This is a genomic window from Paraburkholderia sp. MPAMCS5 (assembly GCF_036016995.1).
In the GTDB taxonomy this organism is placed as follows: Bacteria; Pseudomonadota; Gammaproteobacteria; order Burkholderiales; family Burkholderiaceae; genus Paraburkholderia.
The window spans coordinates 16,124-39,752 of record NZ_JAYXBK010000003.1 but is presented as its reverse complement, the minus strand read 5'-3'; the positions used below and the strand labels follow the sequence as shown (position 1 = coordinate 39,752).

The following is a 23,629-nucleotide window of genomic DNA, read 5'->3' as shown; positions in this document are numbered from 1 at the left end:
ATAAAGGGCCAGCATGGGCGGCCCGCCGGCCGCTGACCTTGCAGCCGGCGGCACTTCCGCTACGCACGGACCCAAGCGAGGATGCGTTGTCATACGCTGCCTGTCGAAACGCTCGCGCCGCGCGGCACTTTGTGCGCGCCGGTGCAGTGCAACACCGCGAATCGTTGACATTTCGCTCAGGCTGCGCCGAGAATGAGTCCCGCAAACGTTTGCGGGCAACAAAAAATACGGCTTCCGCGAAGCCAGACAAACCAAGGAGATAGGCATGAGCAATCGCATTCGCCGCCGCATCGTGACAGCTGCCGTCCTCGCCACCGTGACCGCCGTCCTGCCGGTTTCCGCCGTCCAGGCTCAAACCGCCCCCGCTCATAAGCCGAAAGTCGCGCTGGTCATGAAGTCGCTCGCCAACGAATTTTTCCTCACCATGGAAAACGGCGCGAAGGACTACCAGAAGCACAACGCGTCGCAGTTCGATCTCATCACGAACGGGATCAAGGACGAGACCGACACGGCGAACCAGATCCGCATCGTCGAGCAGATGATCGTGTCGAAGGTGGACGCGATCGTGCTGGCTCCGGCCGATTCGAAGGCGCTCGTGCCGGTCGTCAAGAAGGCGGTGGACGCGGGCATCATCGTCGTGAATATCGACAACCGGCTCGACCCGGACGTGCTCAAGTCGAAGGACCTGAACGTGCCTTTCGTCGGCCCGGATAACCGCAAGGGCGCGCAAAAGGTTGGCGATTACCTCGCGAAGAAGCTGAAATCGGGCGACGAGGTCGGCATTCTCGAGGGCGTCTCGACCACGACCAACGCGCAGCAGCGCACCGCGGGCTTCAAGGACGCGATGCAGAGCGTCGGCGCCAAAGTCGTGTCGGTGCAGTCGGGAGAATGGGAAATCGACAAGGGCAACGCGGTGGCCTCGGCCATGCTCAACGAGTACCCGAACCTGAAGGCGCTGCTCGCCGGCAACGACAACATGGCGATCGGCGCGGTCTCGGCGGTGCGCGCGGCGGGCAAGCAGGGCAAGGTGTACGTGGTCGGCTACGACAACATCAACGCCATCAAGCCAATGCTGAAGGACGGCCGCGTGCTCGCCACCGCCGACCAGTACGCCGCCAAGCAGGCCGTGTTCGGCATCGACACCGCGTTGAAAGCCCTGAGCGAGCACAAGAAGCAGTCGCAGTTGTCGGGCGTGGTGGAAACGCCGTGCGATCTGGTGACGAAGTAAAAGCGTGACGACGTGAAGGCCGCCGGCTAACTGGCTAACCGGCAAGCGCGGATTAGCGCGGATAAGCGCCGGCGCGGGGCTCGAGGCAGACGCCCATGCCGCGCAAAAACCGCGAACTCGCGCCGCCTGTTCAACGAACGCTCAATAATCGCTCAAGAAACCTGCCGGGCCGCCGTTAATTCCAGAGGTAAGCGTCATGACGGTGGCCGGGCGGCGGGAGGGGGCGCGGTCGTGGAGCCTGCGCATTCCGCGCATTGGGCCGGCATTGACCACGCGGTGTCCGGCGCGGCCTCGTACGAATCGCTCGAACGGGACCGCGCGGTACCGCGCAACAGGATCGCGATGGACTCAACCGACCACGACGCCTTGCCAGCCGTTCTGTCCGTTAGCGGCATCGGCAAGACCTACGCCGAACCGGTGCTCGCCGACGTGTCGTTGTCGCTGCGCGCCGGCGAGGTATTGGCGCTCACCGGCGAGAACGGCGCGGGCAAGAGCACGCTGTCCAAGATTATCGGCGGCCTCGTCGATCCGACCACCGGCACCATGCGGCTCGGCGGCGAGCCGTATGCGCCGGCGAGCCGGACAGAAGCCGAGGCGCTCGGCGTGCGCATGGTGATGCAGGAGCTGAACCTGCTGCCTACCTTGTCGGTGGCCGAGAACCTGTTTCTGAACCGCCTGCCGCGCGCGGGCGCGTTCAGCTTCGGCTGGATCGACCGCCGCAAGCTGCGCGAGGACGCGCGTCATGCGATGGCGCAGGTCGGGCTCGACGCGATCGATCCGGACACGCTGGTGGGCGAGCTGGGCATCGGTCATCAGCAGATGGTGGAGATCGCGCGCAATCTGATCGACGACTGCCGCGTGCTGATCCTCGACGAACCGACCGCGATGCTGACCGCGCGCGAAGTCGACCTGCTGTTCGAGCAGATCGGGCGGCTGAAGGCGCGCGGCGTCGCGCTCGTGTACATCTCGCACCGGCTCGAGGAGCTGGCGCGGGTCGCCGGGCAGATCGCCGTGCTGCGCGACGGACGCCTCGTGCACGTCGACGCGATGGCCAACCTCACGAGCGACGAAATCGTCACGTGGATGGTGGGCCGCGAACTCGGCGAGCAGATCGATCTGGGCGAGCGCAAGATCGGTGCGCCGCTTCTGAAGGTGGATCGGCTCGCGCGCGGCAAGGTCGTGCGCGAGGTGTCGTTCGAGGTGCGCGCGGGCGAGATTTTCGGCATCAGCGGCCTGATCGGCGCGGGCCGCACGGAGTTGATGCGGCTGATTTACGGCGCCGATCAGAAGGACGGCGGCACGGTGGCGCTGGCCGCCACGCCGGGCGCGCCGCCCACGCAGGTACGGATCGATACGCCGTCGGACGCGGTGCGCGCCGGCATCGCGCTCATCACCGAAGACCGTAAAGGCGAGGGCCTGCTGCTGCCGCAGCCGATCGCGGCCAACGTGTCGCTCGGCAATCTCGGCGGCGTGGCGCGGCACGGCGTGGTCGACGCGAAGCGCGAGAACGCGCTCGCGAAAAAGCAGATCGCCGCGATGCGGATTCGCAGCTCGGGGCCGGCGCAGATTGTCGGCGAACTGTCGGGCGGCAATCAGCAGAAGGTCGTGATCGGCCGCTGGCTCGCGCGCGATTGCCGCGTGCTGCTGTTCGACGAACCCACGCGCGGCATCGACGTCGGCGCGAAGTTCGATATTTATGGCTTGATGGGCGCGCTGGCTCGTGAAGGCCGGGCGCTCGTCGTGGTGTCGAGCGACCTGCGCGAACTGATGCTGATCTGCGACCGGATCGGCGTGATGTCCGCGGGAAGTCTGAGCGGTGTGTTCGAGCGCAACACGTGGTCGCAAGATGCATTGCTGGCCGCCGCTTTCGCCGGCTATCGCAGCCGCGAAGCGCTCTTGCACACCCTCGATGCCGATGAAGCAGGGAGTCTGTCATGACAGATCAATCGTTGCGCGAAGCGTCGGGCGCGAAGCCGGGTTCGGGCGCCGTGAACGGGAACGCCGTGCCGCCGTCCGATCCGTCGGCACCGCTCGCAAGCGGCAAGCCGGCGGGCACGCGGCTCGGCTTTTCGAACTACCTCGGTCTCGCGGGCGCGTTGCTGGCCATGATCGTGCTGTTCTCACTGCTGAGTTCGCACTTTCTGACGTATGACACGTTCAGCACGATCGCCAATCAGATCCCGGATCTGGTGGTGATGTCAGTCGGCATGACGTTTGTGCTGATCATCGCCGGGATCGATCTGTCGGTCGGGTCGGTGCTGGCGCTGGGCGCTTCGGTGGTGAGCGTGGCCGCGCTGAAGTGGGGCTGGGGTCCGCTGCCGTCCGCGCTGCTGGGCGTCGCGGCGGCGGCGCTGACCGGCACGATCACCGGCGCGGTCACGGTGGGCTGGCGGATTCCGTCGTTCATCGTGTCGCTCGGCGTGCTGGAAGCGGCGCGCGGCCTCGCGTATCAGATGACGAATTCGCGCACCGCCTATATCGGCGACGCGTTCGATTTCCTGTCGAACCCGATCGCGGTCGGCATTTCGCCGGCTTTCCTGATCGCCGTGGCGGTGATGGTGATCGCGCAACTCGTGCTGACGCGCACGGTGTTCGGCCGCTATCTGGTCGGCATCGGGACGAACGAAGAAGCGGTGCGGCTCGCGGGCGTCAACCCGCGGCCGTACAAGGTGATCGTGTTCGCGCTGATGGGCGCGCTCGCGGGCCTCGCGTCGCTGTTCCAGATTTCGCGTCTGGAGGCGGCCGATCCGAACGCGGGTGTCGGCCTTGAGCTGCAGGTGATCGCGGCGGTGGTGATCGGCGGCACGAGTCTGATGGGCGGGCGCGGTTCGGTCATCAGCACGTTTTTCGGCGTGTTGATCATTTCGGTGCTGGCGGCCGGGCTCGCGCAGATCGGCGCGAACGAGCCGACCAAGCGGATGATCACCGGCGCCGTGATCGTGGTGGCGGTCGTGCTGGATACGTATCGCAGCCGCCGCAAGCGCGTCTGACATGTGTGTGCATGTGATGAGCGAGCGGTGCGCGTGCGGTGTGTCGTCAGATTAGCGTGTCAAAAGCGGTTGAAGCGTGGTTTGCGGTAAAGCGTAAGAATTCATGAGTGTGGTCTGTCTTCGATGAAGACGTCCGCGGGTCGGCGAACAGCAGGACCGGCGGGAAAAACGGGCAGGAGAGCAAGAGGTTATGGCGACGATCAAGGATGTGGCAGCCGTGGCGGGCGTGTCCTTCACCACGGTTTCGCATGTGGTGAACAACTCGCGGCCGGTGTCGGCCGACGTGCGCGCGAAGGTCGAGCACGCCATTCGCCAGCTTCATTATGTGCCGTCGGCGGTGGCCCGCTCGCTGAAGGCGCGCGCCACCGCGACCATCGGGCTCGTGGTGCCGAACAGCACCAACCCGTACTTCGCGGAACTCGCGCGCGGGATCGAGGACGGTTGCGCCCGCAACGGCTACTGCGTGTTCTTCTGCAATTCCGACGACGACCCGGCGAAGCAGCGCAACTACCTTCGCGTGCTGCAGGAAAAGCGCATCGACGGACTGATCGTCGCGTCCGCCGGCGACGACGCGGTGCTCGCGCAGACGCTCGCCGACGCGCGCGAGCCGCTCGTGATCGTCGACCGGAATATCGAAGGCGTGAATGCGGACCTCGTGCAGATCGATCACGAAAAGGGCGCGTATCTCGCCACGCGTCATCTGCTCGAACTCGGGCACGTGCGGATCGGCTGCATCACCGGGCCCGTGGATACGGCGGTCAGCGCAATGCGGGTGCACGGCTTTATCCGCGCGATGGCCGAGCGCGGCATCGAGATTTTGCCGGATGCGATCGTGCAGAGCGATTTTTCGGGCACCGGCGGCCATCGGGCGGCGGGGCAACTGTTCGACACGATCAAGCCGTCGGCGATTTTCGCCTGCAACGACATGATGGGCATCGGCGCGTTGCGCGCTGCGGCGGAGCGCAATATCAGCGTGCCGCGCGACTGCTCGATCATCGGTTTCGACGACATCGAGCTGGGCCGCTTCACCTATCCGGCGCTCTCGACGGTCGGGCAGTCGGTGCGCGCGCTCGGCGACATGGCCGCGCAGACGCTGATCGAGCGGATCGCGGGCAAGTCGTCGGCGAGCGCGCGGCCCGTCGGCCGGCGCCGCGTGGTGTCGCCGCGGCTGATCGTGCGCGAATCCACCTCGACGTGGGCCGGCGCGGGCAAACGCAATCGGGCGGCGTGAGTTCGAGCGCGGCCGCGGGCTGAGCGGCCGGCGCCGCGCGTGATTGGCCCGAACTTCTGCACCAGAATTCGGGTCGCTTCTGTTTTAAAGCGCGAGTTTGAGGAGAAACGAGTGGCAAGCAAGGAAACGCACTCACGCGTGGCGGTGGTCGGCAGTCTGAACATGGACCTGGTGGTGCGCGCGCCGCGTCTGCCGCATCCCGGCGAAACGCTGGCTGGCCACACGTTCGCGCAGGTCGCGGGCGGCAAGGGCGGCAACCAGGCGGTGGCCGCGGCCCGGCTGGGCGCACAGGTGTCGATGCTCGGCTGCGTCGGCGCGGACGCGAACGGCGCGCAGTTGCGCGCGGGGCTGGAAGCGGAAGGCATCGATTGCGCGGCGCTCGAAACCGGCGCGCAAGCGACGGGCGTCGCGCTGATCGTCGTGGACGACGCGAGCCAGAACGCGATTGTGATCGTGGCCGGCAGCAACGGCGAGGTCACGCCGGACACCCTTGCGCGCCACGAAGCGGTGCTCGCGGCCGCCGACGTGGTGATCTGCCAGCTCGAAACGCCGCTCGCGAGCGTCCACGCGGCGCTGGCCACGGCCCGGCGTCTTAACAAGACGGTCATCCTGAATCCGGCGCCCGCCACCGGCCCGTTGCCCGCCGACTGGCTGCCGCTCGTCGATTACCTGATTCCGAACGAACTCGAAGCCGCGACGTTGACCGGTTTGCCGGTCGGCTCGCCGGAAGAGGCGGCCACGGCCGCGGCGGTGCTGCGCGCGGCCGGCGCTCGCAACGTGCTGGTGACGCTCGGCCCGCGCGGCGTGCAGGCGGCGCTCGAAGGCGCGGCGCCCGTGCTGTACGACGCGCCGAAGGTCAAAGCCATCGATACAACCGCGGCCGGCGACACCTTTATCGGCGGGTTCGCGGCGCAGCTCGCGCAAGGCGCAAACGTCGATGAGGCGATCCGCTTCGCCCAGCGCGCGGCGGCGCTGTCGGTCACGCGCGCCGGCGCGCAGCCCTCCATTCCGACTCGCGCCGAACTCGAAGGCTGAGTCCGGCGCGGCGAATTCCTGCTTCAAAAGCAAAGCGCTCAGGCGGGTCCAGCGGCGACGTGCAAACGTCGCGCGCGGGCCCGCCTGCTCACGTGCGTAACGCCTTCCGACCGCGTTTATCCCTGCGCTTCGCGGCCGGTGTCTTGTGCATCGTCCCTTATAAATTGTAATGTTTTCCGTTTTTGGCGGCGTCTATTGTCGGACTATATAAAAATTTCAAGTTCGCAGTTCGCGTGCCGTTAATGAGGCTATTAGAGCGCCACTTCCGGGGGTTGCACACTCACGGCGCCCCACAGAGTCGAAAGACTTTCCGCTGCGCCGCAGCCTCTCAAAGCACAGGAAACAGCATGTTGAACAAGGGCATTTCGATCAAGGCGCGCATTGGCCTGACGATGGCTTTTCTCGCCGCACTACTCGCCGCGATCGGCATCTTCGGACTGTTCGGCATGAGCCGTTCGAACGACGCCTATCAGGACACGTTCACCAACGCCATGCCGAGCGCCGTCGATATCGGCTACGCGGAACTGTACGCGTCGCGCGAGCGCCTCGTGCTCGACCGCGCGGCCTTCATGATCGGGACGCCGGAAGTCGCGGCGACGCTCGAACGCGCGCGCGCCATGCGCGTCACCTCCGACATGTGGTGGAAGAAGTACATGGACCTGCCGCGCGATGCCGAAGAGGATCGCCTTGCGCGCGACGTCATCGGCAAGCGCGACGTGCTGCATCAGCAGATGGACGCGTTTGCGGCGACCATTGCGGCGAACGACCAGGGCAAGGTGGTCGACGGCGCGAAGCGCATCGAGGCCGCGTACAGCGAACTCTCCGTCTCGGACGACGCGCTGAGCAAGTTTCAGTTCGATTCGTCGGAAGGGGGCTATCAGGCCGCGCAATCGCATTTCCAGATATTTCGCATGATCAGCATCGGCGGGGTGATCGCCGGCATCCTCGCCGCGATCCTGTCTTACGTCGGGCTCAGCCGGGCAATCGCACGCCCGATCGCCGAGGCGCTCGGCCATTTCGACGCGATCGCCGCGGGCGATCTGCGCCGTCAGGTCGTCGTGACCTCGCGCGACGAAATGGGACAAGTGCTCGAAGGTCTCGCGAAGATGCAGCGCAGCCTCACCGACACGGTGCGTTCGGTGCGCAACGGCAGCGAGTCGATCGCGACGGCCACGCGCCAGATCGCGGCCGGCAACGTCGATCTGTCGTCGCGGACGGAAGAGCAGGCGTCGGCGTTGCAGGAAACGGCGGCGAGCATGGAAGAACTCACCGGCACCGTCAAACAGAACGCCGACAACGCCCGCCAGGCGAGCGCGCTCGCGGCCAACGCGTCCGAGATCGCCAACCGGGGCAGCGCGGTGGTCGGCCAGGTGGTCGGCACGATGGGCGAAATCAACCAGAGTTCGGCCAGAATCGCCGACATCATTTCGATCATCGAAGGCATCGCGTTCCAGACCAACATCCTCGCGCTGAATGCGGCCGTGGAAGCGGCGCGGGCCGGCGAAGAAGGGCGCGGCTTCGCGGTTGTCGCGGGCGAAGTGCGCAGCCTCGCGCAGCGTTCGTCGGCGGCGGCCAAGGAGATCAAGGAGTTGATCGACACGTCGGTGGATCGCGTGCAGTCGGGCTCGGCGCTCGTCGATCAGGCCGGCCGGACGATGACCGAGATCATCGGCGCGGTGCAGCGCGTGACGGACATCATGGGCGAAATCGCGGCGGCCTCGGAAGAGCAGAGCGGCGGTATCGACCAGGTCGCGCGCGCCGTCACGCAGATGGACGAGGTCACGCAACAGAATGCGGCGCTCGTCGAGGAAGCGGCGGCGGCCGCGTCTTCGCTCGAAGACCAGGCGAGCAAGCTGCGCAGCGCGGTCGCCGTGTTCCAGCTGGATGATGGCGGTGTGAAGGCGGCGGCCGGCGCGTTGCCGACCCACGCGTTGCCGACCCACGCGTTGCCAACCCATATGGCGGCGCCGGCGCGGCTTGCGCCGGCTGTGCGGACGGCTTCGCGCGCTGAAGCGCGTGTCGCGCCGCGTGCGGCGGTTGCCCCGCAGTCGGTGCAGCGCGCGTTCGCCTCGAACATACCGGCAGTTTCGCCAGCTTCGGCGCCTGCTTTCTCCGCGCCGAAAGCGGAAGTGGCCCCGAAAGCGCCTACTCAGGCCGTGGCCAGCGCCGGCAGCGATCAGGACTGGGAAACGTTCTGACTGGCCCTGCGCGTCGCGAGCGGTCGAACGCCCGCTGCAACATCCGTTCCCGACGGCTCGGCTCATGAACGCAGGCCCGGAGGGCCACGCCGCCTGAGCTGGAAAGACCGCGATTGCGCAAGCAGCCGCGGTCTTTTTCCATGACGCGCGCATTAAGTCGCGTTTGCGACGCGGCTCGCGCCCTGGTGAGCCTTCCGATCCGGTACATTGTCGTGCGCGGCTACGTTTTATTCGTGGCCGAACTTGCGGCTTTCAGTCAGCCGCGGCCTTCGCCCAGCCTCGCGGCAATTCACTGTTTACTGCGCCAGCCACAAAGGACCGACATGACGCCACACGACCTCGCGCACCGCCTCGTCGAAGCACGCCGGCAGCATTGCCCGATCGGCGGGCTCGCGCCCGAACATATGCCGCCCGACGCCGCCACCGCGTACGCGATCCAGCAGGCGGTCATCGCGGGCCTCGGCGACTCGACCGGCGCGTGGAAGATCGGCGCCAAAACGCCCGGCGGTCCCGCCTCGGGCGCGCCCATTCCGGCGGCACTGGTGCTGCCTTCGCCGACGCGCGTCGAGCATGCCGGGTTCTTTCGCGTACTCGTGGAGCTGGAGATCGCGTTCCGTTTTTCCGAAGCGATCGAGCCGCGCGGCCGAGCCTATGCGCGCGACGAGGTGCTCGCGCTGGTCGGCGAGGTGCTGCCGGCCATCGAGATCGTGGACAGCCGTTTCGCCGAATGGCCGAACGTCGCGCCGCTTGCCCAACTCGCCGACGCGCAGAACAACGGCGCGCTGGTCACGGGGCATCCGCTCGCATATGCGGGGCTCGCTCGCGGCTTCGACTTCGTTTCGCCGGAACTGGAGTTGAGCTTCGACGGCGACTCCCTCATGCCCGCCGCCACCGGCAATCCGGCTGGCGACCCGCGCGAGCTGCTCGTGTGGTTCGTCAACCATTGCGCCGCCATGGGGATCACCATCGAACCCGAATGGACGCTGACCACGGGCTCATACGTCGGTGCGCACAATGTGGGCAAACCGGGCATCGTGCGCGGCCATATCGACGGTCTCGGCGAGGTGGAGATCGAACTGACCTGAGCGCGTGACACTGTGTCATCCGCGAGCGTGCGCGATTGCACTTCGCGCGATGCCTGTCGCCACGCGCGTGTAACTACGGATTACAAAGCGAATGTAAAACGCGGATGTAAAACACGGAACTGAAACGGCTGCCTCGGGGGCGGCCGTTTTGCATTCGACGCATCTCCGGCAACTGCTTAGCCGTATACCCTATTGAACCGATCGGGGCGCGCGCCGTTATCCAGTTAGAGCATCCCGTCGGCACGCGGCAGCGGCATGCGAGCCGGCCATGCCGCCGACGCGGTTATGCGAAGCATTCGAAGCGTGGTGTCGAATGCAAAGTGTGCGCAGTCCCACAAGGAATCATGTATCGATGCGAAGCGCCGCGGAACAAAAAGCCTGCGTGCATGGACGAATCGCATGAAGGTGCGGTGGCGAACATTGATAGCGTGCTGAATGAGTCGACATGTAACAGACGTCGTGACGTGTAGACCGATCGCGGGTCGAAGCGTTATGAGGGAAAGAGAAGAAAAAGCCTGCACGTAGTGCAATTTTGTGTAACGCCGCGCCGTTGAGGTACGCCGTGTGCGTGGGCTGGCAGCGCGTCGATGCAAGCAGTGAGTGTGAGCAGTGAGATTGTTCGACGCGCAAGATTGTAGGTGGTCGAAACGCGGTTTCCAAGTGACGAATGTTGGGAGGCTCATACGGCGCGATTTTTCGCAACGTAGTCCGTGAAAAAAAATTTAAAAGGGTTTAGGATGAATTCGAGCGATGTCGTTTCCTAATAGCGCGCCGCGCACGACATCGGTCTAGACTTCGGCGAGGAGGTAGCATGGATATCTACAGCAGTTTCGCGACCCGCTTCGAGAAAACGCGAGAAGATGAACTCTCGCTCGAGGAGTATCTCGCGCTCTGCAAAGACAATCCCGCCGCGTACGCCACGGCTGGCGAACGCATGTTGACGGCAATCGGAGAACCGGAACAGATCGATACTCGCAACGATCCGCGTTTGTCGCGCATCTTCGCGAACAAGGTCATCAAGGTATACCCCGCATTCCGTGAGTTCTACGGAATGGAAGAGGTGATCGAGCAGGTGGTCGCCTACTTCCGGCACTCGGCCCAGGGGCTCGAAGAGAAGAAGCAGATTCTGTATCTGTTAGGCCCGGTCGGCGGCGGTAAATCGTCGATCGCGGAACGGCTGAAGCAGCTCATGGAACGCGTGCCGTTCTACGCTATCAAGGGCTCGCCCGTCAACGAATCGCCACTCGGTCTATTCGACTACGACGAGGACGGTCCGATCCTCGAAGAGCAATACGGCATACCACGCCGCTACCTGAAAAGCATTCTGAGCCCGTGGGCGGTCAAGCGCCTGCACGAGTACAACGGCGACATCCGCAAGTTTCGCGTGGTGCGTCGCTATCCCTCCATTCTGCGGCAGATCGGCATTGCCAAGACGGAGCCTGGCGACGAGAACAATCAGGACATCTCCTCGCTCGTCGGCAAAGTGGACATTCGCAAGCTCGAACAGTATGCGCAAGACGACGCCGACGCCTACAGCTACTCCGGCGGCCTGTGTCTCGCGAATCAGGGCCTGCTCGAATTCGTCGAAATGTTCAAGGCGCCGATCAAGGTGCTGCACCCGCTGCTGACCGCCACGCAGGAAGGCAACTTCAAGGGCACGGAAGGCTTCGGCGCGATTCCTTTCGACGGCGTGATTCTCGCGCACTCGAACGAGTCGGAGTGGAAGGCATTTCGCAACAACCGCAATAACGAAGCGTTGCTCGATCGTATCTTCGTTGTGAAGGTGCCGTATTGCCTGCGCTATTCGGAAGAGATCAAGATCTACGAAAAGCTCTTGCGCAATTCGTCGCTGGCCAATGCGGTATGCGCGCCCGGCACGTTGAAAATGATGGCGCAGATGTCGGTGCTCACGCGCTTGCAGGAGCCTGAAAATTCGAGCCTCTTCTCGAAGATGCAGGTCTACGACGGCGAGAATCTGAAGGACACCGATCCGAAGGCGAAGTCTTATCAGGAATACCGCGACTTCGCGGGCGTGGACGAAGGGATGACCGGCGTGTCGACCCGCTTCGCGTTCAAGATCCTCTCGCGCGTGTTCAACTTCGATTCGACCGAGGTCGCGGCCAATCCGGTGCATCTGATGTATGTGCTCGAACAGCAGATCGAGCGCGAACAGTTCCCGCCTGAAACCGAGCAGAAGTATCTGTCGTTCATTAAAGACGTGCTCGCCTCGCGCTACGCGGAATTTATCGGCAAGGAGATTCAGACTGCTTATCTGGAGTCGTACTCCGAATATGGGCAAAATATTTTCGATCGCTACGTGACGTATGCGGACTTCTGGATTCAGGATCAGGAGTTCCGCGATCACGACACCGGCGAGAGCTTCGATCGCGCGGCGCTGAATGCGGAACTCGAGAAGATCGAGAAGCCGGCGGGCATCAGCAATCCGAAGGACTTCCGCAACGAGATCGTGAACTTCGTGTTGCGCGCTCGGGCTGCCAATGCAGGGAAGAATCCTGCATGGATCAGCTACGAGAAGCTGCGCGTCGTGATCGAAAAGAAAATGTTCTCGAACACGGAGGAATTGCTGCCGGTCATCTCGTTCAACGCCAAAGGTTCGGCGGAGGAGCAACGCAAGCATGAAGACTTCGTCAACCGCATGGTGGCGAAGGGCTATACGCCGAAGCAGGTGCGCTTGCTCTGTGACTGGTATCTACGCGTGCGCAAGTCGTCATGATCCGCACCGCGTGCCGCTCGCGCGGTCCGTCCGCGCGAGCACCCTGCGAGCCGCAAGCTGCATGGACATAGCATCGGACTAGCAGCGCGCGTCTCGCGCACCCAAACTCCGATCGAAATAGGAGACCGGGCGTGCTTCATCAAATCATCGACCGCAGGTTGGCAGGCAAGAACAAAAGCATTGCAAATCGCGAGCGTTTTTTGCGTCGCGTCAAGAACTATATTCGTCGCGCCGTTTCGGAAGCGGTGCGCGACCGCAGCATCAAAGACATTCAGAACACGCAGAGCATCACCATTCCGCGCAAGGACATTGCGGAGCCGTCGTTCCGGCACGGGCCGGGCGGGCGGCGCGAAATGGTGCACCCCGGCAACTCCGACTACATCCGCGGCGACAAGATCCAGCGCCCGCAAGGCGGTGGCGGCGGAGGTGGAGGCAGTCAGGCCAGCAACGAGGGCGAGGGCCAAGACGACTTCGTGTTCGAACTGAGCCGCGAAGAATTCATGCAGTACTTCTTCGACGACCTCGAATTGCCGCGGCTCGTCAAAACTCATCTGATGGCCGTGCCTACCTGGAAGAGCATTCGCGCGGGTTGGGCAGCCGAAGGCACGCCGAACAATATCGACGTGGTCCGTTCGCTGCGCAGCGCGCTCGGGCGCCGCATCGCACTTGGCGCGCCGCTCGTCAATCAGTTGCACGAAATGGAGCGGCAACTCGAGGTCATGAAAGCCGACCCCGACGACCGCCGCGAAGACATCAAGCTGCTCGAAGAGGAAATCCACCATCTGCGCGGACGCATCTGGCGCATTCCGTTTATCGATCCGTTCGATCTGCGCTATGTGAACCGCGTGAAGCAGCCCACGCCGTCGAGCCAGGCGGTGATGTTCTGTCTGATGGATGTGTCCGGCTCCATGGACGAGCAGCGCAAGGATCTCGCGAAGCGCTTTTTTATCCTGCTGTATCTGTTTCTCAAGCGCAATTACGAGCGCATCGAAGTGGTGTTCATTCGCCACCACACGCGCGCGGAAGAGGTCGACGAGGACACCTTTTTCCATTCGACCGAAAGCGGCGGCACGGTGGTGTCGAGCGCGCTCGAACTGATGCAGAAGGTGATGGACGAACGCTATTCGCCGACTGAATGGAACATTTACGGCGCGCAGGCATCGGACGGTGACAACTGGACGGACGACTCGCCGAAGTGCCGCAAGATACTCGCGGATGACATCCTGGAGAAGGTGCGCTATTTTGCATATATCCAGGTGACGCCCGAAGAGCAGAACCTGTGGCTCGAATATGCGCAACTGGCGTTGAGCCAGCCGCATATGGCCATGAAGAAAGTCGAAACAGCGGCTGACATCTATCCGGTGTTTCGCGAGTTGTTCGAAAAGCAGGCAGCCACGTCATGACGACGAAGCACTTGCACAACGAAGCGCGCGGCTATCAGCCGGAGCGCGGGAAAGGCGTGCCGCAGCGTCAGTCGGGGCATGCCGAGGCAGCGGCGGATGAGATCCGGCCCGCCGCAGCCGGAGCAGTCGACGACGCCGATGCACGGGGACACACCGGAACGCCCACCGAGGGGCAAAGGGAAGTCCGTATGAACGTAGCCGATAGACGGCCTCTGCCGTGCCCGTCCGACTGGACCTTCGAGTTGATCGAGGAGTACGACTCGCATATTGCCCGTGTTGCAGAGCAATATGAACTCGACGTGTATCCGATCCAGCTCGAACTCATCAGCTCCGAACAGATGATGGACGCGTATGCGTCCGTCGGCATGCCGGTGAATTATCGTCACTGGTCGTTCGGCAAGCACTTTCTCGCCACCGAAAAAAGCTACCGTCGCGGGCAGATGGGGCTCGCGTACGAGATTGTCATCAATTCGAATCCGTGCATCGCGTATCTGATGGAAGAAAACACGATGACGATGCAGGCGCTCGTCATCGCGCATGCGGCGTACGGGCACAACTCGTTTTTCAAGGGCAACTATCTGTTCCGGCTGTGGACGGATGCGCATGCCATCGTCGATTACCTCGTCTACGCGAAGAACTACATCGCCGAGTGCGAGGAGCGTTTTGGGCTCGACCGCGTGGAGGAACTGCTCGACTCGTGCCATGCGCTGATGAACTACGGTGTGGATCGCTACAAGCGTCCGCAGAAACTGTCGCTCGAAAAGGAGTTCGCGGCGCGCCGCGAACGCGAGGCGTATCTGCAATCGCAGGTGAACGAATTGTGGCGCACCTTGCCCACGCGCCATACGCCGCTGCCGGAGGAAACCGAGGAGCGCTATCCGCCCGAGCCGCAGGAAAATCTGCTGTATTTCGCGGAGAAAAATGCGCCTTTGCTGGAGCCGTGGGAGCGCGAGGTGATTCGCATCGTGCGCAAAGTGGGGCAGTATTTCTACCCGCAGCGGCAGACCCAGGTCATGAACGAAGGCTGGGCCACGTTCTGGCACTACACGTTGCTCAACACGATGTACAACCAGGGCAAGCTGGAAGACGGCTTCATGATGGAGTTTCTCCACTCGCACAGCAACGTGGTGTATCAGCCGCCCGTCACCAAGCCGTATTACAGCGGCATCAATCCGTACGCGCTCGGTTTTTCGATGATGAGCGACATTCGCCGCATCTGCGAAAGTCCCACCGACGAAGACCGCAAGTGGTTCCCGGAACTCGCGGGCAGCCCGTGGCTTCCGGCCATGCACTATGCGATGCGCAACTTCAAGGACGAGAGTTTCGTCGCGCAGTACCTGTCACCGCATCTGATCCGCGAAATGCGTCTTTTCTCCGTGCTCGACGACGACATGCGCGACGCGCTCGAGGTCTCCGCGATTCACGACGACAGCGGTTATCAGTACGTGCGCCAGGCGTTGTCGCGGCAGTACGACATGCATCATCGCGAGCCGAACATTCAGGTGTGGGCGGTCAACACGCGGGGCGACCGCAGCCTCACGCTGCGTCACTTCATGAGCGACAACCGGCATCTTTCCTCGGATAGCGACGAAGTCCTGAAGCACATGGCGCGCTTGTGGCAGTTCGACGTGTATCTGGAAAGCGTCGATGAAAACGGCACCGTCAGAAAGCGTTACGAATGCCGCTATGTGCCGCCTGCCGTGAGGGCATGAGCAGGTGAACACGCCGGGATCGTGAGATCCGGCCGGCATCGCATGTAAAAAGCCCCTGTGGTTTCTCCGACCGCTGAACTGCACCCCAAAAGTTGGACACCCGTCCAACGATATGGGGTGTTTTTTCATGAGTCTTCCCGCGTGGCGAGGGCGTTTCAGTATTTTCAGAAAAATTACTGAAAAATCTCGGCTCTCCCCGTTTTTCAGTAGAATTAAAAAAATTACTGAAAAATGCCATGTCGCCATTTCCTCTCTACGAACAGCACGAGCAGGCATATTGCTCGCAATTCGCCAACGTCGAACAGGCCGCCGCCACGCAGGACAAGGTGCTGATGGGCGCGCCCGGCACGGTTATCGAACACCGGCGCGGCGGCGCGGTGTACTACGCGCGCCAATACATGGGGCCGGAAGGGCGTCGCCAGGAGGAAAGCCTCGGCGGCCCGCAAGGCGATCCCGAGGTGGATGCGCGCGTCGAGCATGTGCGCCAGCGCATCGATCTGAGCAAGGATCTGATCGCGAGAATCCGCGACTTGAGCAAGCTGGGTTTTCAACTGGCGGACAACAAGACCTATGCAACCGTCGGCGTGCTGTACAACTACGGACTCTTCGAGGCGGGCGCGGTGCTGGTCGGCTCGCATGCCTACGCCGTGATCCTGAACTCGCTCGGCATCAAGGCCGTGTCCTACGAGACGGAAGATATCGACATCGCGCGCCGTCACCAGCTTGCGCTCGCGAACCTGCCCGAGGGCGGACTGCTCGCGATGCTCAAGGAGACCGGCATCAACTTCGTGCCGGTGCCCGCGATGAAACGCGGCGAGCCGTCGACGTCCTATACGGAAGCCGGCAAGTCGCGCTTTCACGTCGATCTGCTCGTGCCCTCGCGCGACGACACTTTTCCCACCGTGCCGGTGGCCGAACTCAACGCGCACGCGACGGGCCTGCCTTATCTCGCGTATCTGCTCGGCAAGGCGCACACCGGCACGCTGATTTCGCGGCACGGCGCGGCGCCGGTGCGCGTGCCCGAGCCGGCGCGGTTCGCGATCCACAAGCTGCTCGTCTCGCGGCTTCGCACCAATACGCTCGTGAAGTCGCAGAAGGATGTGCGGCAGGCGTCGGTGCTGCTCGCCATGCTCGGAGAGCATCGCACGGGCGACATCGAAGATGCCTGCGCCGAACTCCCGCGCTCGGCGCGCGCGCTCGTGCGCCGCACGCTGCCCGAAGTCGAGACGCTGATGCGCGAAGCGCACGAGGCGGGCTTCGCGGAACTGGAAAGCGGCCTGGCGGGATAAGCGGTCCGCTGTCGGCGTCCGCTGTCAGGCTCGGCGGCGGCGCGCCGCGCTTGCCCACAAAATCCCAACTTCGACTTGCGATTCTGTAAAATTCGCCCACGCTGAAAACCGCGTACCGAAGGCGGCGCGACGACCGCCACCTCCGTTCAAGAGACAAGGAATACATAACATGACCGACCTCACAGACCACAGCGTGGCCTCCGCTCACGACACGCGGCGTCGCATCTTCGCGATCGTCGGCGCTTCATCGGGCAATCTTGTCGAGTGGTTCGACTTTTACGTCTATTCGTTCTGCGCGCTGTACTTCGCGCCCGCGTTTTTCCCGAGCGGCAACACCACGACGCAGTTGCTCAACACGGCCGGCGTGTTCGCGGCCGGCTTTCTGATGCGTCCTATCGGCGGCTGGTTCTTCGGCCGTCTCGCCGACAAGCACGGCCGCCGCACCGCGATGATGATCTCCGTGTTCATGATGTGCGGCGGCTCGCTCGTGATCGCCCTGTTGCCCACGTACGCGCAGATCGGCGCGCTCGCGCCCGCACTGCTGCTGGTCGCGCGTCTGTTCCAGGGCCTCTCGGTGGGTGGCGAATACGGCACCAGCGCGACCTATATGAGTGAAGTCGCGCTGAAGGGACGGCGCGGCTTCTTCGCCTCGTTCCAGTACGTGACGCTGATCGGCGGCCAGTTGTGCGCGCTGCTCGTGCTCGTGGTGCTGCAACAGACGCTCTCCACCGCGGAGCTGAAAGCGTGGGGCTGGCGCGTGCCGTTCGTGATCGGCGCGGTGGCCGCGCTGATCGCGCTCTATCTGCGTAAATCGCTCGATGAAACCACGACCGCCGCGACGCGTCAGCGCAAGGAAGCGGGCACGTTGCGCGGCTTGTGGCATCACCGCGTCGCGTTTCTGACGGTGCTCGGTTTCACCGCGGGCGGCTCGCTGATCTTTTATACGTTCACCACGTACATGCAGAAGTATCTGGTGAACACGGCCGGCATGAGCGCGAAGACCGCGAGCAATGTGATGACCGCCGCGCTTTTCGTGTACATGGTGCTTCAGCCGGTGTTCGGCGCGCTGTCGGACCGCATCGGCCGCCGTCGTTCGATGCTGTGCTTCGGCTTGTTCGCGACCATCGGCACGGTGCCGCTCCTGCACGCGCTGAAAGACGTGACGAGCCCGTATGCGGCCTTCGGCCTTGTCGTGCTGGCGCTTGCCATTGTGAGCTTCTACACGTCGATCAGCGGCCTCATCAAGGCGGAGATGTTCCCGCCCGAAGTGCGCGCGCTCGGCGTGGGCCTGTCGTACGCGGTGGCCAATGCGATTTTCGGCGGCTCGGCGGAATATGTGGCGCTGTGGCTCAAGTCGATCGGCAACGAATCGATGTTCTTCTGGTACGTCACGCTGCTGTGCGCGATTGCCGGGCTCGTGTCGCTGCGCATGCGCGATCCGTCGACGGAAGGTTATCTGCGTCACGAACCGTGAGCCCGCGCGCGTGGGCCTGAAGGCGGCGCACGCGCTCAGGTCACGACGATCTCGGTGCCGAGCGCGTGCAGCAGATCGCGCAGCGCCTCCGCCTGCGCCATCTTCGCGCCGCTGCGCAAGTGAATCTGCACGGCTCGCCCGCTGATTCCGTCGACGGGTTGGGCGAGCCACAACTCCACCGCCAGGCCCAATCCTTCGGGCTGATTCACTGCGACGGGCTCGATCACGCGCGGCTTGAAACAGGCACTGTCGGACATGGCGAATCACCTCGGGGCTGATGACGTGTCGGGCTCATCGTAATCAGCCGCGCGCGCGAGGCAAAGCAACAAATACGCGTTTGCTAAGCAGAGGATGCTTAGCAGAAAACCCGCAGACGCCGCCTGCTGCGCGGCGCGCGCCATCAACCGGGTCGGCTCGTATCGGCGGCCATTTCCGCCACGAGTTTCTTCGCGAAATGTCTGGCGTGTGAAAGGCGCGGCAAGGGAAAAATTTGCGCGGCTTTGCCGCGAAACGCTGCAAAGCCGCATCCAGACTCGCGCTTTATTTTCACCCGACCGATGGCTCGCCTTCTCCCGGCTTCCGTCCTGGACGGTCCGCCGGCGACTCGTTGCGGTGGGCATCGTCGCGCTGCGGCATCTTGCTTTTCTCGTTGTCGCTATGCACCGCCGGATGCGGGTGCGCGATGTCGTCGGCGGTCTTGTCGGGCTTGGTGTCGGTCTGTTTCGGGTCGGCCATGGCTTTTCTCCTGGTTGGAATGCCTAGCTTGCGAAGCAAAGCTTGGGCCTGCATGGCGCGGTTTCACTCGATCTGTCCGGCGCCCGTCAGCGAAACGATGAAATCGAAAAACGCGCGCACCTTGGCCGGCGGATGATGCCGCGACGGATACAGCGCATACAGCGGATAAAGCTCGTCGCCCCAGTCGGGAAACAGTTCGACGAATCTGCCGCTCGCGAGCAGCGACTCCGCGCCGAGCGAGAGAATCTGCGCGACGCCCTGGCCCGCCGCGCACACGCTATGCAGGGTGCCGACGTCGTTCACGGTCAGCCGGCCTTGCGGCGCGATCACGATCTTCTTGCGGCCGCGATGAAACTCCCAGCTAAACGGATAGCCCGTGAGCGGGTCGCGAAACTTGATGCATGCGTGCTTGCCGCTTTCGAGTTCGGCGGGCGTCGCCGGATGGCCGTGCTTCTTCAGATACGACGGCGCGGCCACGGTGAGAATGCGCGTGTCGAGCAGCTTGCGCGCGATCAGCGACGACACCGGGGGCTCGCCGAAGCGGATCGCGACGTCGAAACCATCGCCGACCATATCGCCCAGCTGATCGCGCGTCATCAGTTCGAGTTGCAGCTCCGGATGTTTGTCGATGAAGCCGCCGAGCCGCGGCCCGAGCACGAGGCGCGAGAAGAACGGGTCCATGTTCACCCGCAGACGTCCGCGCACGGCGGTCGCGCCCCGCGTGGCCGAGGCCGCCGCTTCTTCGAGGCCGTTGAGCAGCGGCACGATCTGTTCGTAGAAACGCCGGCCTTCGTCGGTGAGCGTGACCGAGCGCGTGGTGCGGTCGAACAGCCGGATGCCGAGACGCGCTTCGAGCCGCGCGACCGATCGGCTCACGCCGGATTGCGACATGTCGAGCGCCACGCCGGCCGCCGCGAAACTCCCGCAATCGACGATCGCCGTCAACACGCCCACGCCGTTCAGCATGCGCTCGTCAAATGGCATGAGGCAGTCCTGTGTTATTCGTCACGCGGTACATGCTAACGCGAAACGCCGCGCGGGCCGCTGCGAAGGCGCAGCTCAATGGGCTGTCTCAATGGGCTGTCTCAATGGCGCACTTCAACGGCGCACTTCAACAGCACAGTTCAACGCCCCGCGCCCTGGCTCGCGGGCGCGGGGCGTCGATCCGCGCCGCTCGTGGTGTCGAGATGGCGGAACACCCACGCCGACAGCAGCGTGATCGCGCCGACGCACGCGAAGCTCAGCCGGAAGCCGAGCGCGGCCGAGCCCCATTGCGCGGCGAACAGCTTCACGAGCCCGCCGCCGATGGACACGCCCAGGCCGATCGCCAGCATCTGCACCATCGAAAAGAGGCTGTTGCCGCTGCCCGCGTCTTCATGCGAGAGGCCTTTGAGCGTGACGCTGTTCATCGCCGCGAACTGCATCGAGTTGGCCGCGCCGAACACGGCCAGAATCGCAATTTCCACGATGAGCGGCGTGCCGCGCGAGATCAGCGCAAATGCAACGATCGACGAACCGACGATCAACGTGTTCACGAGCAGAAAGAGGTCGTAGCCGTGGCGTCGCACGAGCGGCGCGATCCAGCGTTTCGCGATCGTGCCGGCGAGCGCCGCGGGCAGCATCATGAGGCCGGAATGCAGCGGCGTATAGCCGAGTTCCAGTTGCAGCAGGAGCGGCACGAGAAACGGCACGGCGCTCGAACCGATGCGGCAAATCAGGTTGCCGATCAGGCCCACGCTGAAATTCGGCTCGCCAAACAGCGACAGTTTGAAGAGCGGATTGCGCCGCCGCTTCGCATGCGGAATGTAGGCGAGGGCGCTCGCCGCCGCGAGCGCGAACAGCGCCGCCGACCACGCGGCCTGATGCGCCGGCACGGGCGCGTCCACGGCGAGCGAAAACGCGATCATGCACAACGACAGCATCGCGCAGCCGACGAAATCGAAGGGCGGCGCCTGCGTCTGCGTGTACGACGGCAGAAAGCGGTGCACCGCGTAAAGACCGGCCGCGCCGATCGGCACGTTGATCAGAAAAATCCAGTGCCACGTGATGGTCTGGACGAACCATCCGCCGAGCGTCGGCCCGGCGATCGGACCGAGCTGGCCGGCGACCGAAATGAAGGCGAGCGCCGACACGTACTGCTCGCCGGAGACGCTGCGCAGCACGGCGAGCCGTCCGATCGGCAGCAGCATCGAGCCGCCCACGCCTTGCAGCACGCGCGCTGTCACGAGTTGCCCGAGCGTGTGCGCGCTCGCGCAGCAGATCGAGCCGATCACGAAGATCAGGATCGCCGCGAAATAGACGCGCCGCGTGCCGAAGCGGTCGGCGAGCCAGCCGGACGCGGGCGTGAGCATCGCCATCGTCAAGGTGTAGGCGACCACGATGGGCTGCATCGCCAGCGGCGCGACGCGCAGGCTATGAGCCATTGACGGCAACGCGGTGTTGACGATCGTGGTGTCGAGCGACTGCATGAAAAAGCCGGCGGCGACGATCCACAGCAGCGCGGTCTGCGACGAATCCCTGGTCATAAGATGGCGAGCGGCGCGACGCGCGGCCGCTCCAGTGTGAAGCGCGTGGGTGAAGTTTGTCAGCGAACGCTTCAATGATAGGGGCATCGCGTCCGGCGCGAAAGTCCCGCCGCACATTCATGCCGCGCGCCGCCGCGCTTAGGCCGGCATCTTGCGGAACGAAATCGCGAGGCGGTTCCATGCGTTGATCGCGGAAATGAGCAGTGTGAGATCGACGAGCTGTTCGTCGCTGAAATGCGGACGCACGGCTTCCCACACGGTGTCGGGCACGTGGTTTTGCGCGACGAGGGTCACGGCTTCCGTCCATTCGAGCGCGGCACGTTCGCGATCCGTGAAGAACGGCGTTTCGCGCCACGCGACCACGGTGGCGAGACGCCGCTCGGTTTCGCCGCCTTTGCGGGCGTCGGTGGTATGCATGTCGACGCAAAATGCGCAGCCGTTGATCTGCGATGCGCGCAGACGCACCAGTTCCGCCAGCGATTTTTCGATAGCCGATTTGCCGATGCGTTCTTCAACGCCGAGCAGGGCCTTCACGGCGGCGGAATTGGCTTTGTAGAAGTCCAGACGTTCTTGCATGATTCGATCCTTGGTTTTGGGTTGAGCTGTGGGTTCAACACTTCGGGTTGACTTCGGGTTGAACGCATCCGGCGATGCGATGGATGAATACTAATCGCGGCATTGGCTTTGAAAAATGGCCATTTTTTGCTATTTTCAGGTGACCAATTTCACGCTGGGCTCGTCATGGGCGCGGTGGCCCGAGCGCCCTTGTTCGCTGTAATGGCATCGTTGCCGCGCCGCGGACGATTCGGTATGGTGGGTCGTCAACTGTTCCAAGAGATAGCGCATGACTGCCGCCGATTCCGCTTCAGAACCCGCTTCACAGCCCGCTTTAGAACCCGCGTCACAGCCCGCTTCAGAACCTGCATCGCAACCCATCCGCGCCGACGTGCTGATCGTCGGCGCGGGCCCGGTCGGGCTCTTTGCCGCGTTCGAGGCGGGCGTGATCGGGCTCTCGTGTCAGATCGTCGATGCACTCGGCAGGATCGGCGGCCAGTGCACCGAGTTGTATCCCGACAAGCCGATCTACGACATTCCCGCCATTCCGTCATGCACCGCGCGCGAACTGGTCGATCGTCTGCTTGTGCAATGCAAGCCGTTCGACGTGCCGATTCATCTGGAGCAGCGCGTCGAATCTGTCGAGCCGCGCGACGACGGGCGCTGGAGCGTGCGTACCGATCGCGGCCTCGTGTTCGATGTCGCCGCGATTCTGCTCGCGGCGGGCAACGGCGCATTCGTGCCGCAAAAGTTGCCGCTTGCCGAAGCCGTGCCGCTCGAATCGCGTTATGTGCACTACAGCGTGCCGCGTCTCGCCGATTTCGCGGACAAGACCGTGGTCGTCGCGGGCGGCGGCGATTCCGCGCTCGACTGGGCGCTCGCGTTGCACAAGGTCGCGCGGCGCGTGACGCTCGTGCATCGGCGCAACGGATTCAGTGCCGCAGATTCGAGTGTCGAGTTGATGCGCCGCGCTGTCGAAGCGGGCGAGATGGACTTCAAGGTCGGCGCGATTTCGGGGTTGAATGTCGAACGCGGCGCGCTCCAATCCATCACGTTGCGACATATCGAGGGCGAGACGCAACTACAGGTTGAACAGCTCGTCGTGTTATATGGACTGGTCGCGGATCTCGGCCCGATAGGAACGTGGGGCTTGAAGATTCACGGCGGACGCGTCGACGTGGACACATCCAATTACGAAAGCTCGCGTCCCGGCATTTTCGCGGTGGGCGATATCGCCAACTATCCGAACAAGCAGAAGCTGATTCTGTCGGGTTTTCATGAGGCGTCGCTTGCGCTGCGCAAGGCGTATTCGTATGCGTATCCCGACAAAAAACGCGTGCACGTGCATTCCAGTTACGACGCGAAGCTCGCGGAGAAGGTCAGCGCGGCAGGGTAAAAATGTAAAGAACGGGAGCAGGGATGAACAAACAGACCC

General features: G+C 63.7%; 18 protein-coding genes. 13 read left to right on the top strand and 5 right to left on the bottom strand.

What is annotated here, in order from left to right:
• Positions 1 to 265 precede the first annotated feature (265 nt).
• The 12 genes from VOM14_RS07800 to VOM14_RS07745 all read left to right on the top strand — a co-directional run bounded on the left by VOM14_RS07800 (position 266) and on the right by VOM14_RS07745 (position 18,379).
• A complete protein-coding gene (locus VOM14_RS07800; protein WP_327628161.1) occupies positions 266 to 1,228 on the top strand; it encodes a sugar ABC transporter substrate-binding protein in 963 nt (320 codons plus the stop codon).
• A gap of 342 nt (positions 1,229 to 1,570) precedes the next feature.
• Positions 1,571 to 3,166, top strand: coding sequence for a sugar ABC transporter ATP-binding protein (locus tag VOM14_RS07795; protein ID WP_327628585.1), 1,596 nt, complete (start codon positions 1,571 to 1,573; stop codon positions 3,164 to 3,166).
• Positions 3,163 to 4,218 carry an ABC transporter permease gene (locus tag VOM14_RS07790; protein WP_327628160.1) on the top strand — a complete coding sequence of 352 codons (1,056 nt, stop codon included), beginning with the start codon at positions 3,163 to 3,165 and terminating at the stop codon, positions 4,216 to 4,218. Before VOM14_RS07795 ends, VOM14_RS07790 begins: the two co-directional genes overlap by 4 nt.
• 190 nt (positions 4,219 to 4,408) lie before the next feature.
• Positions 4,409 to 5,449, top strand: coding sequence for a LacI family DNA-binding transcriptional regulator (locus tag VOM14_RS07785; RefSeq protein WP_327628159.1), 1,041 nt, complete (start codon positions 4,409 to 4,411; stop codon positions 5,447 to 5,449).
• 111 nt (positions 5,450 to 5,560) lie between these two features.
• A complete protein-coding gene (gene rbsK, locus VOM14_RS07780) occupies positions 5,561 to 6,484 on the top strand; it encodes a ribokinase (protein ID WP_327628158.1) in 924 nt (307 codons plus the stop codon).
• Positions 6,485 to 6,831: 347 nt separating this feature from the next.
• On the top strand, positions 6,832 to 8,682 hold the full coding sequence (locus VOM14_RS07775) for a methyl-accepting chemotaxis protein (protein ID WP_327628157.1): 1,851 nt from the start codon (positions 6,832 to 6,834) through the stop codon (positions 8,680 to 8,682).
• A 323-nt stretch (positions 8,683 to 9,005) separates the two neighbouring features.
• Entirely contained in the window at positions 9,006 to 9,767 is a 762-nt protein-coding gene (locus VOM14_RS07770; RefSeq protein ID WP_327628156.1) for a 2-keto-4-pentenoate hydratase, read from the top strand.
• Between the two features lie 811 nt (positions 9,768 to 10,578).
• Entirely contained in the window at positions 10,579 to 12,501 is a 1,923-nt protein-coding gene (locus tag VOM14_RS07765) for a PrkA family serine protein kinase (RefSeq protein WP_013339422.1), read from the top strand.
• Between the two features lie 131 nt (positions 12,502 to 12,632).
• Entirely contained in the window at positions 12,633 to 13,904 is a 1,272-nt protein-coding gene (locus tag VOM14_RS07760; RefSeq protein ID WP_327628155.1) for a YeaH/YhbH family protein, read from the top strand.
• Positions 13,901 to 15,616: a SpoVR family protein gene (locus tag VOM14_RS07755; protein ID WP_327628154.1), complete on the top strand. Its 1,716-nt coding sequence runs from the start codon at positions 13,901 to 13,903 to the stop codon at positions 15,614 to 15,616. The genes VOM14_RS07760 and VOM14_RS07755 overlap by 4 nt, the downstream gene beginning before the upstream one ends.
• A 236-nt stretch (positions 15,617 to 15,852) precedes the next feature.
• Positions 15,853 to 16,905 (top strand): GSU2403 family nucleotidyltransferase fold protein, encoded by a 1,053-nt coding sequence (locus VOM14_RS07750; RefSeq protein ID WP_327628153.1) that lies wholly within the window; start codon positions 15,853 to 15,855, stop codon positions 16,903 to 16,905.
• 169 nt (positions 16,906 to 17,074) lie between these two features.
• Complete coding sequence (locus VOM14_RS07745) at positions 17,075 to 18,379, top strand: MFS family transporter (protein WP_327628152.1); 1,305 nt, start codon at positions 17,075 to 17,077, stop codon at positions 18,377 to 18,379.
• Positions 18,380 to 18,414: 35 nt separating this feature from the next.
• On the opposite strand, the gene VOM14_RS07740 is transcribed toward VOM14_RS07745, so the two are convergent.
• From VOM14_RS07740 to VOM14_RS07720, 5 genes are all read right to left on the bottom strand, one after another.
• Positions 18,415 to 18,636, bottom strand: a complete 222-nt coding sequence (locus VOM14_RS07740) for a hypothetical protein (RefSeq protein WP_327628151.1) — start codon at positions 18,634 to 18,636, stop codon at positions 18,415 to 18,417.
• A gap of 289 nt (positions 18,637 to 18,925) precedes the next feature.
• Positions 18,926 to 19,114, bottom strand: a complete 189-nt coding sequence (locus VOM14_RS07735; RefSeq protein ID WP_327628150.1) for a hypothetical protein — start codon at positions 19,112 to 19,114, stop codon at positions 18,926 to 18,928.
• 63 nt (positions 19,115 to 19,177) lie between these two features.
• Positions 19,178 to 20,098, bottom strand: a complete 921-nt coding sequence (locus VOM14_RS07730; protein WP_327628149.1) for a LysR family transcriptional regulator — start codon at positions 20,096 to 20,098, stop codon at positions 19,178 to 19,180.
• A gap of 140 nt (positions 20,099 to 20,238) precedes the next feature.
• Entirely contained in the window at positions 20,239 to 21,639 is a 1,401-nt protein-coding gene (locus VOM14_RS07725) for a DHA2 family efflux MFS transporter permease subunit (RefSeq protein ID WP_327628148.1), read from the bottom strand.
• 138 nt (positions 21,640 to 21,777) lie between these two features.
• Complete coding sequence (locus tag VOM14_RS07720) at positions 21,778 to 22,215, bottom strand: carboxymuconolactone decarboxylase family protein (protein ID WP_327628147.1); 438 nt, start codon at positions 22,213 to 22,215, stop codon at positions 21,778 to 21,780.
• A gap of 268 nt (positions 22,216 to 22,483) precedes the next feature.
• On the opposite strand from VOM14_RS07720, the gene VOM14_RS07715 reads away from it, so the two are divergent.
• Complete coding sequence (locus VOM14_RS07715) at positions 22,484 to 23,590, top strand: NAD(P)/FAD-dependent oxidoreductase (RefSeq protein WP_327628146.1); 1,107 nt, start codon at positions 22,484 to 22,486, stop codon at positions 23,588 to 23,590.
• Positions 23,591 to 23,629: the final 39 nt, after the last annotated feature.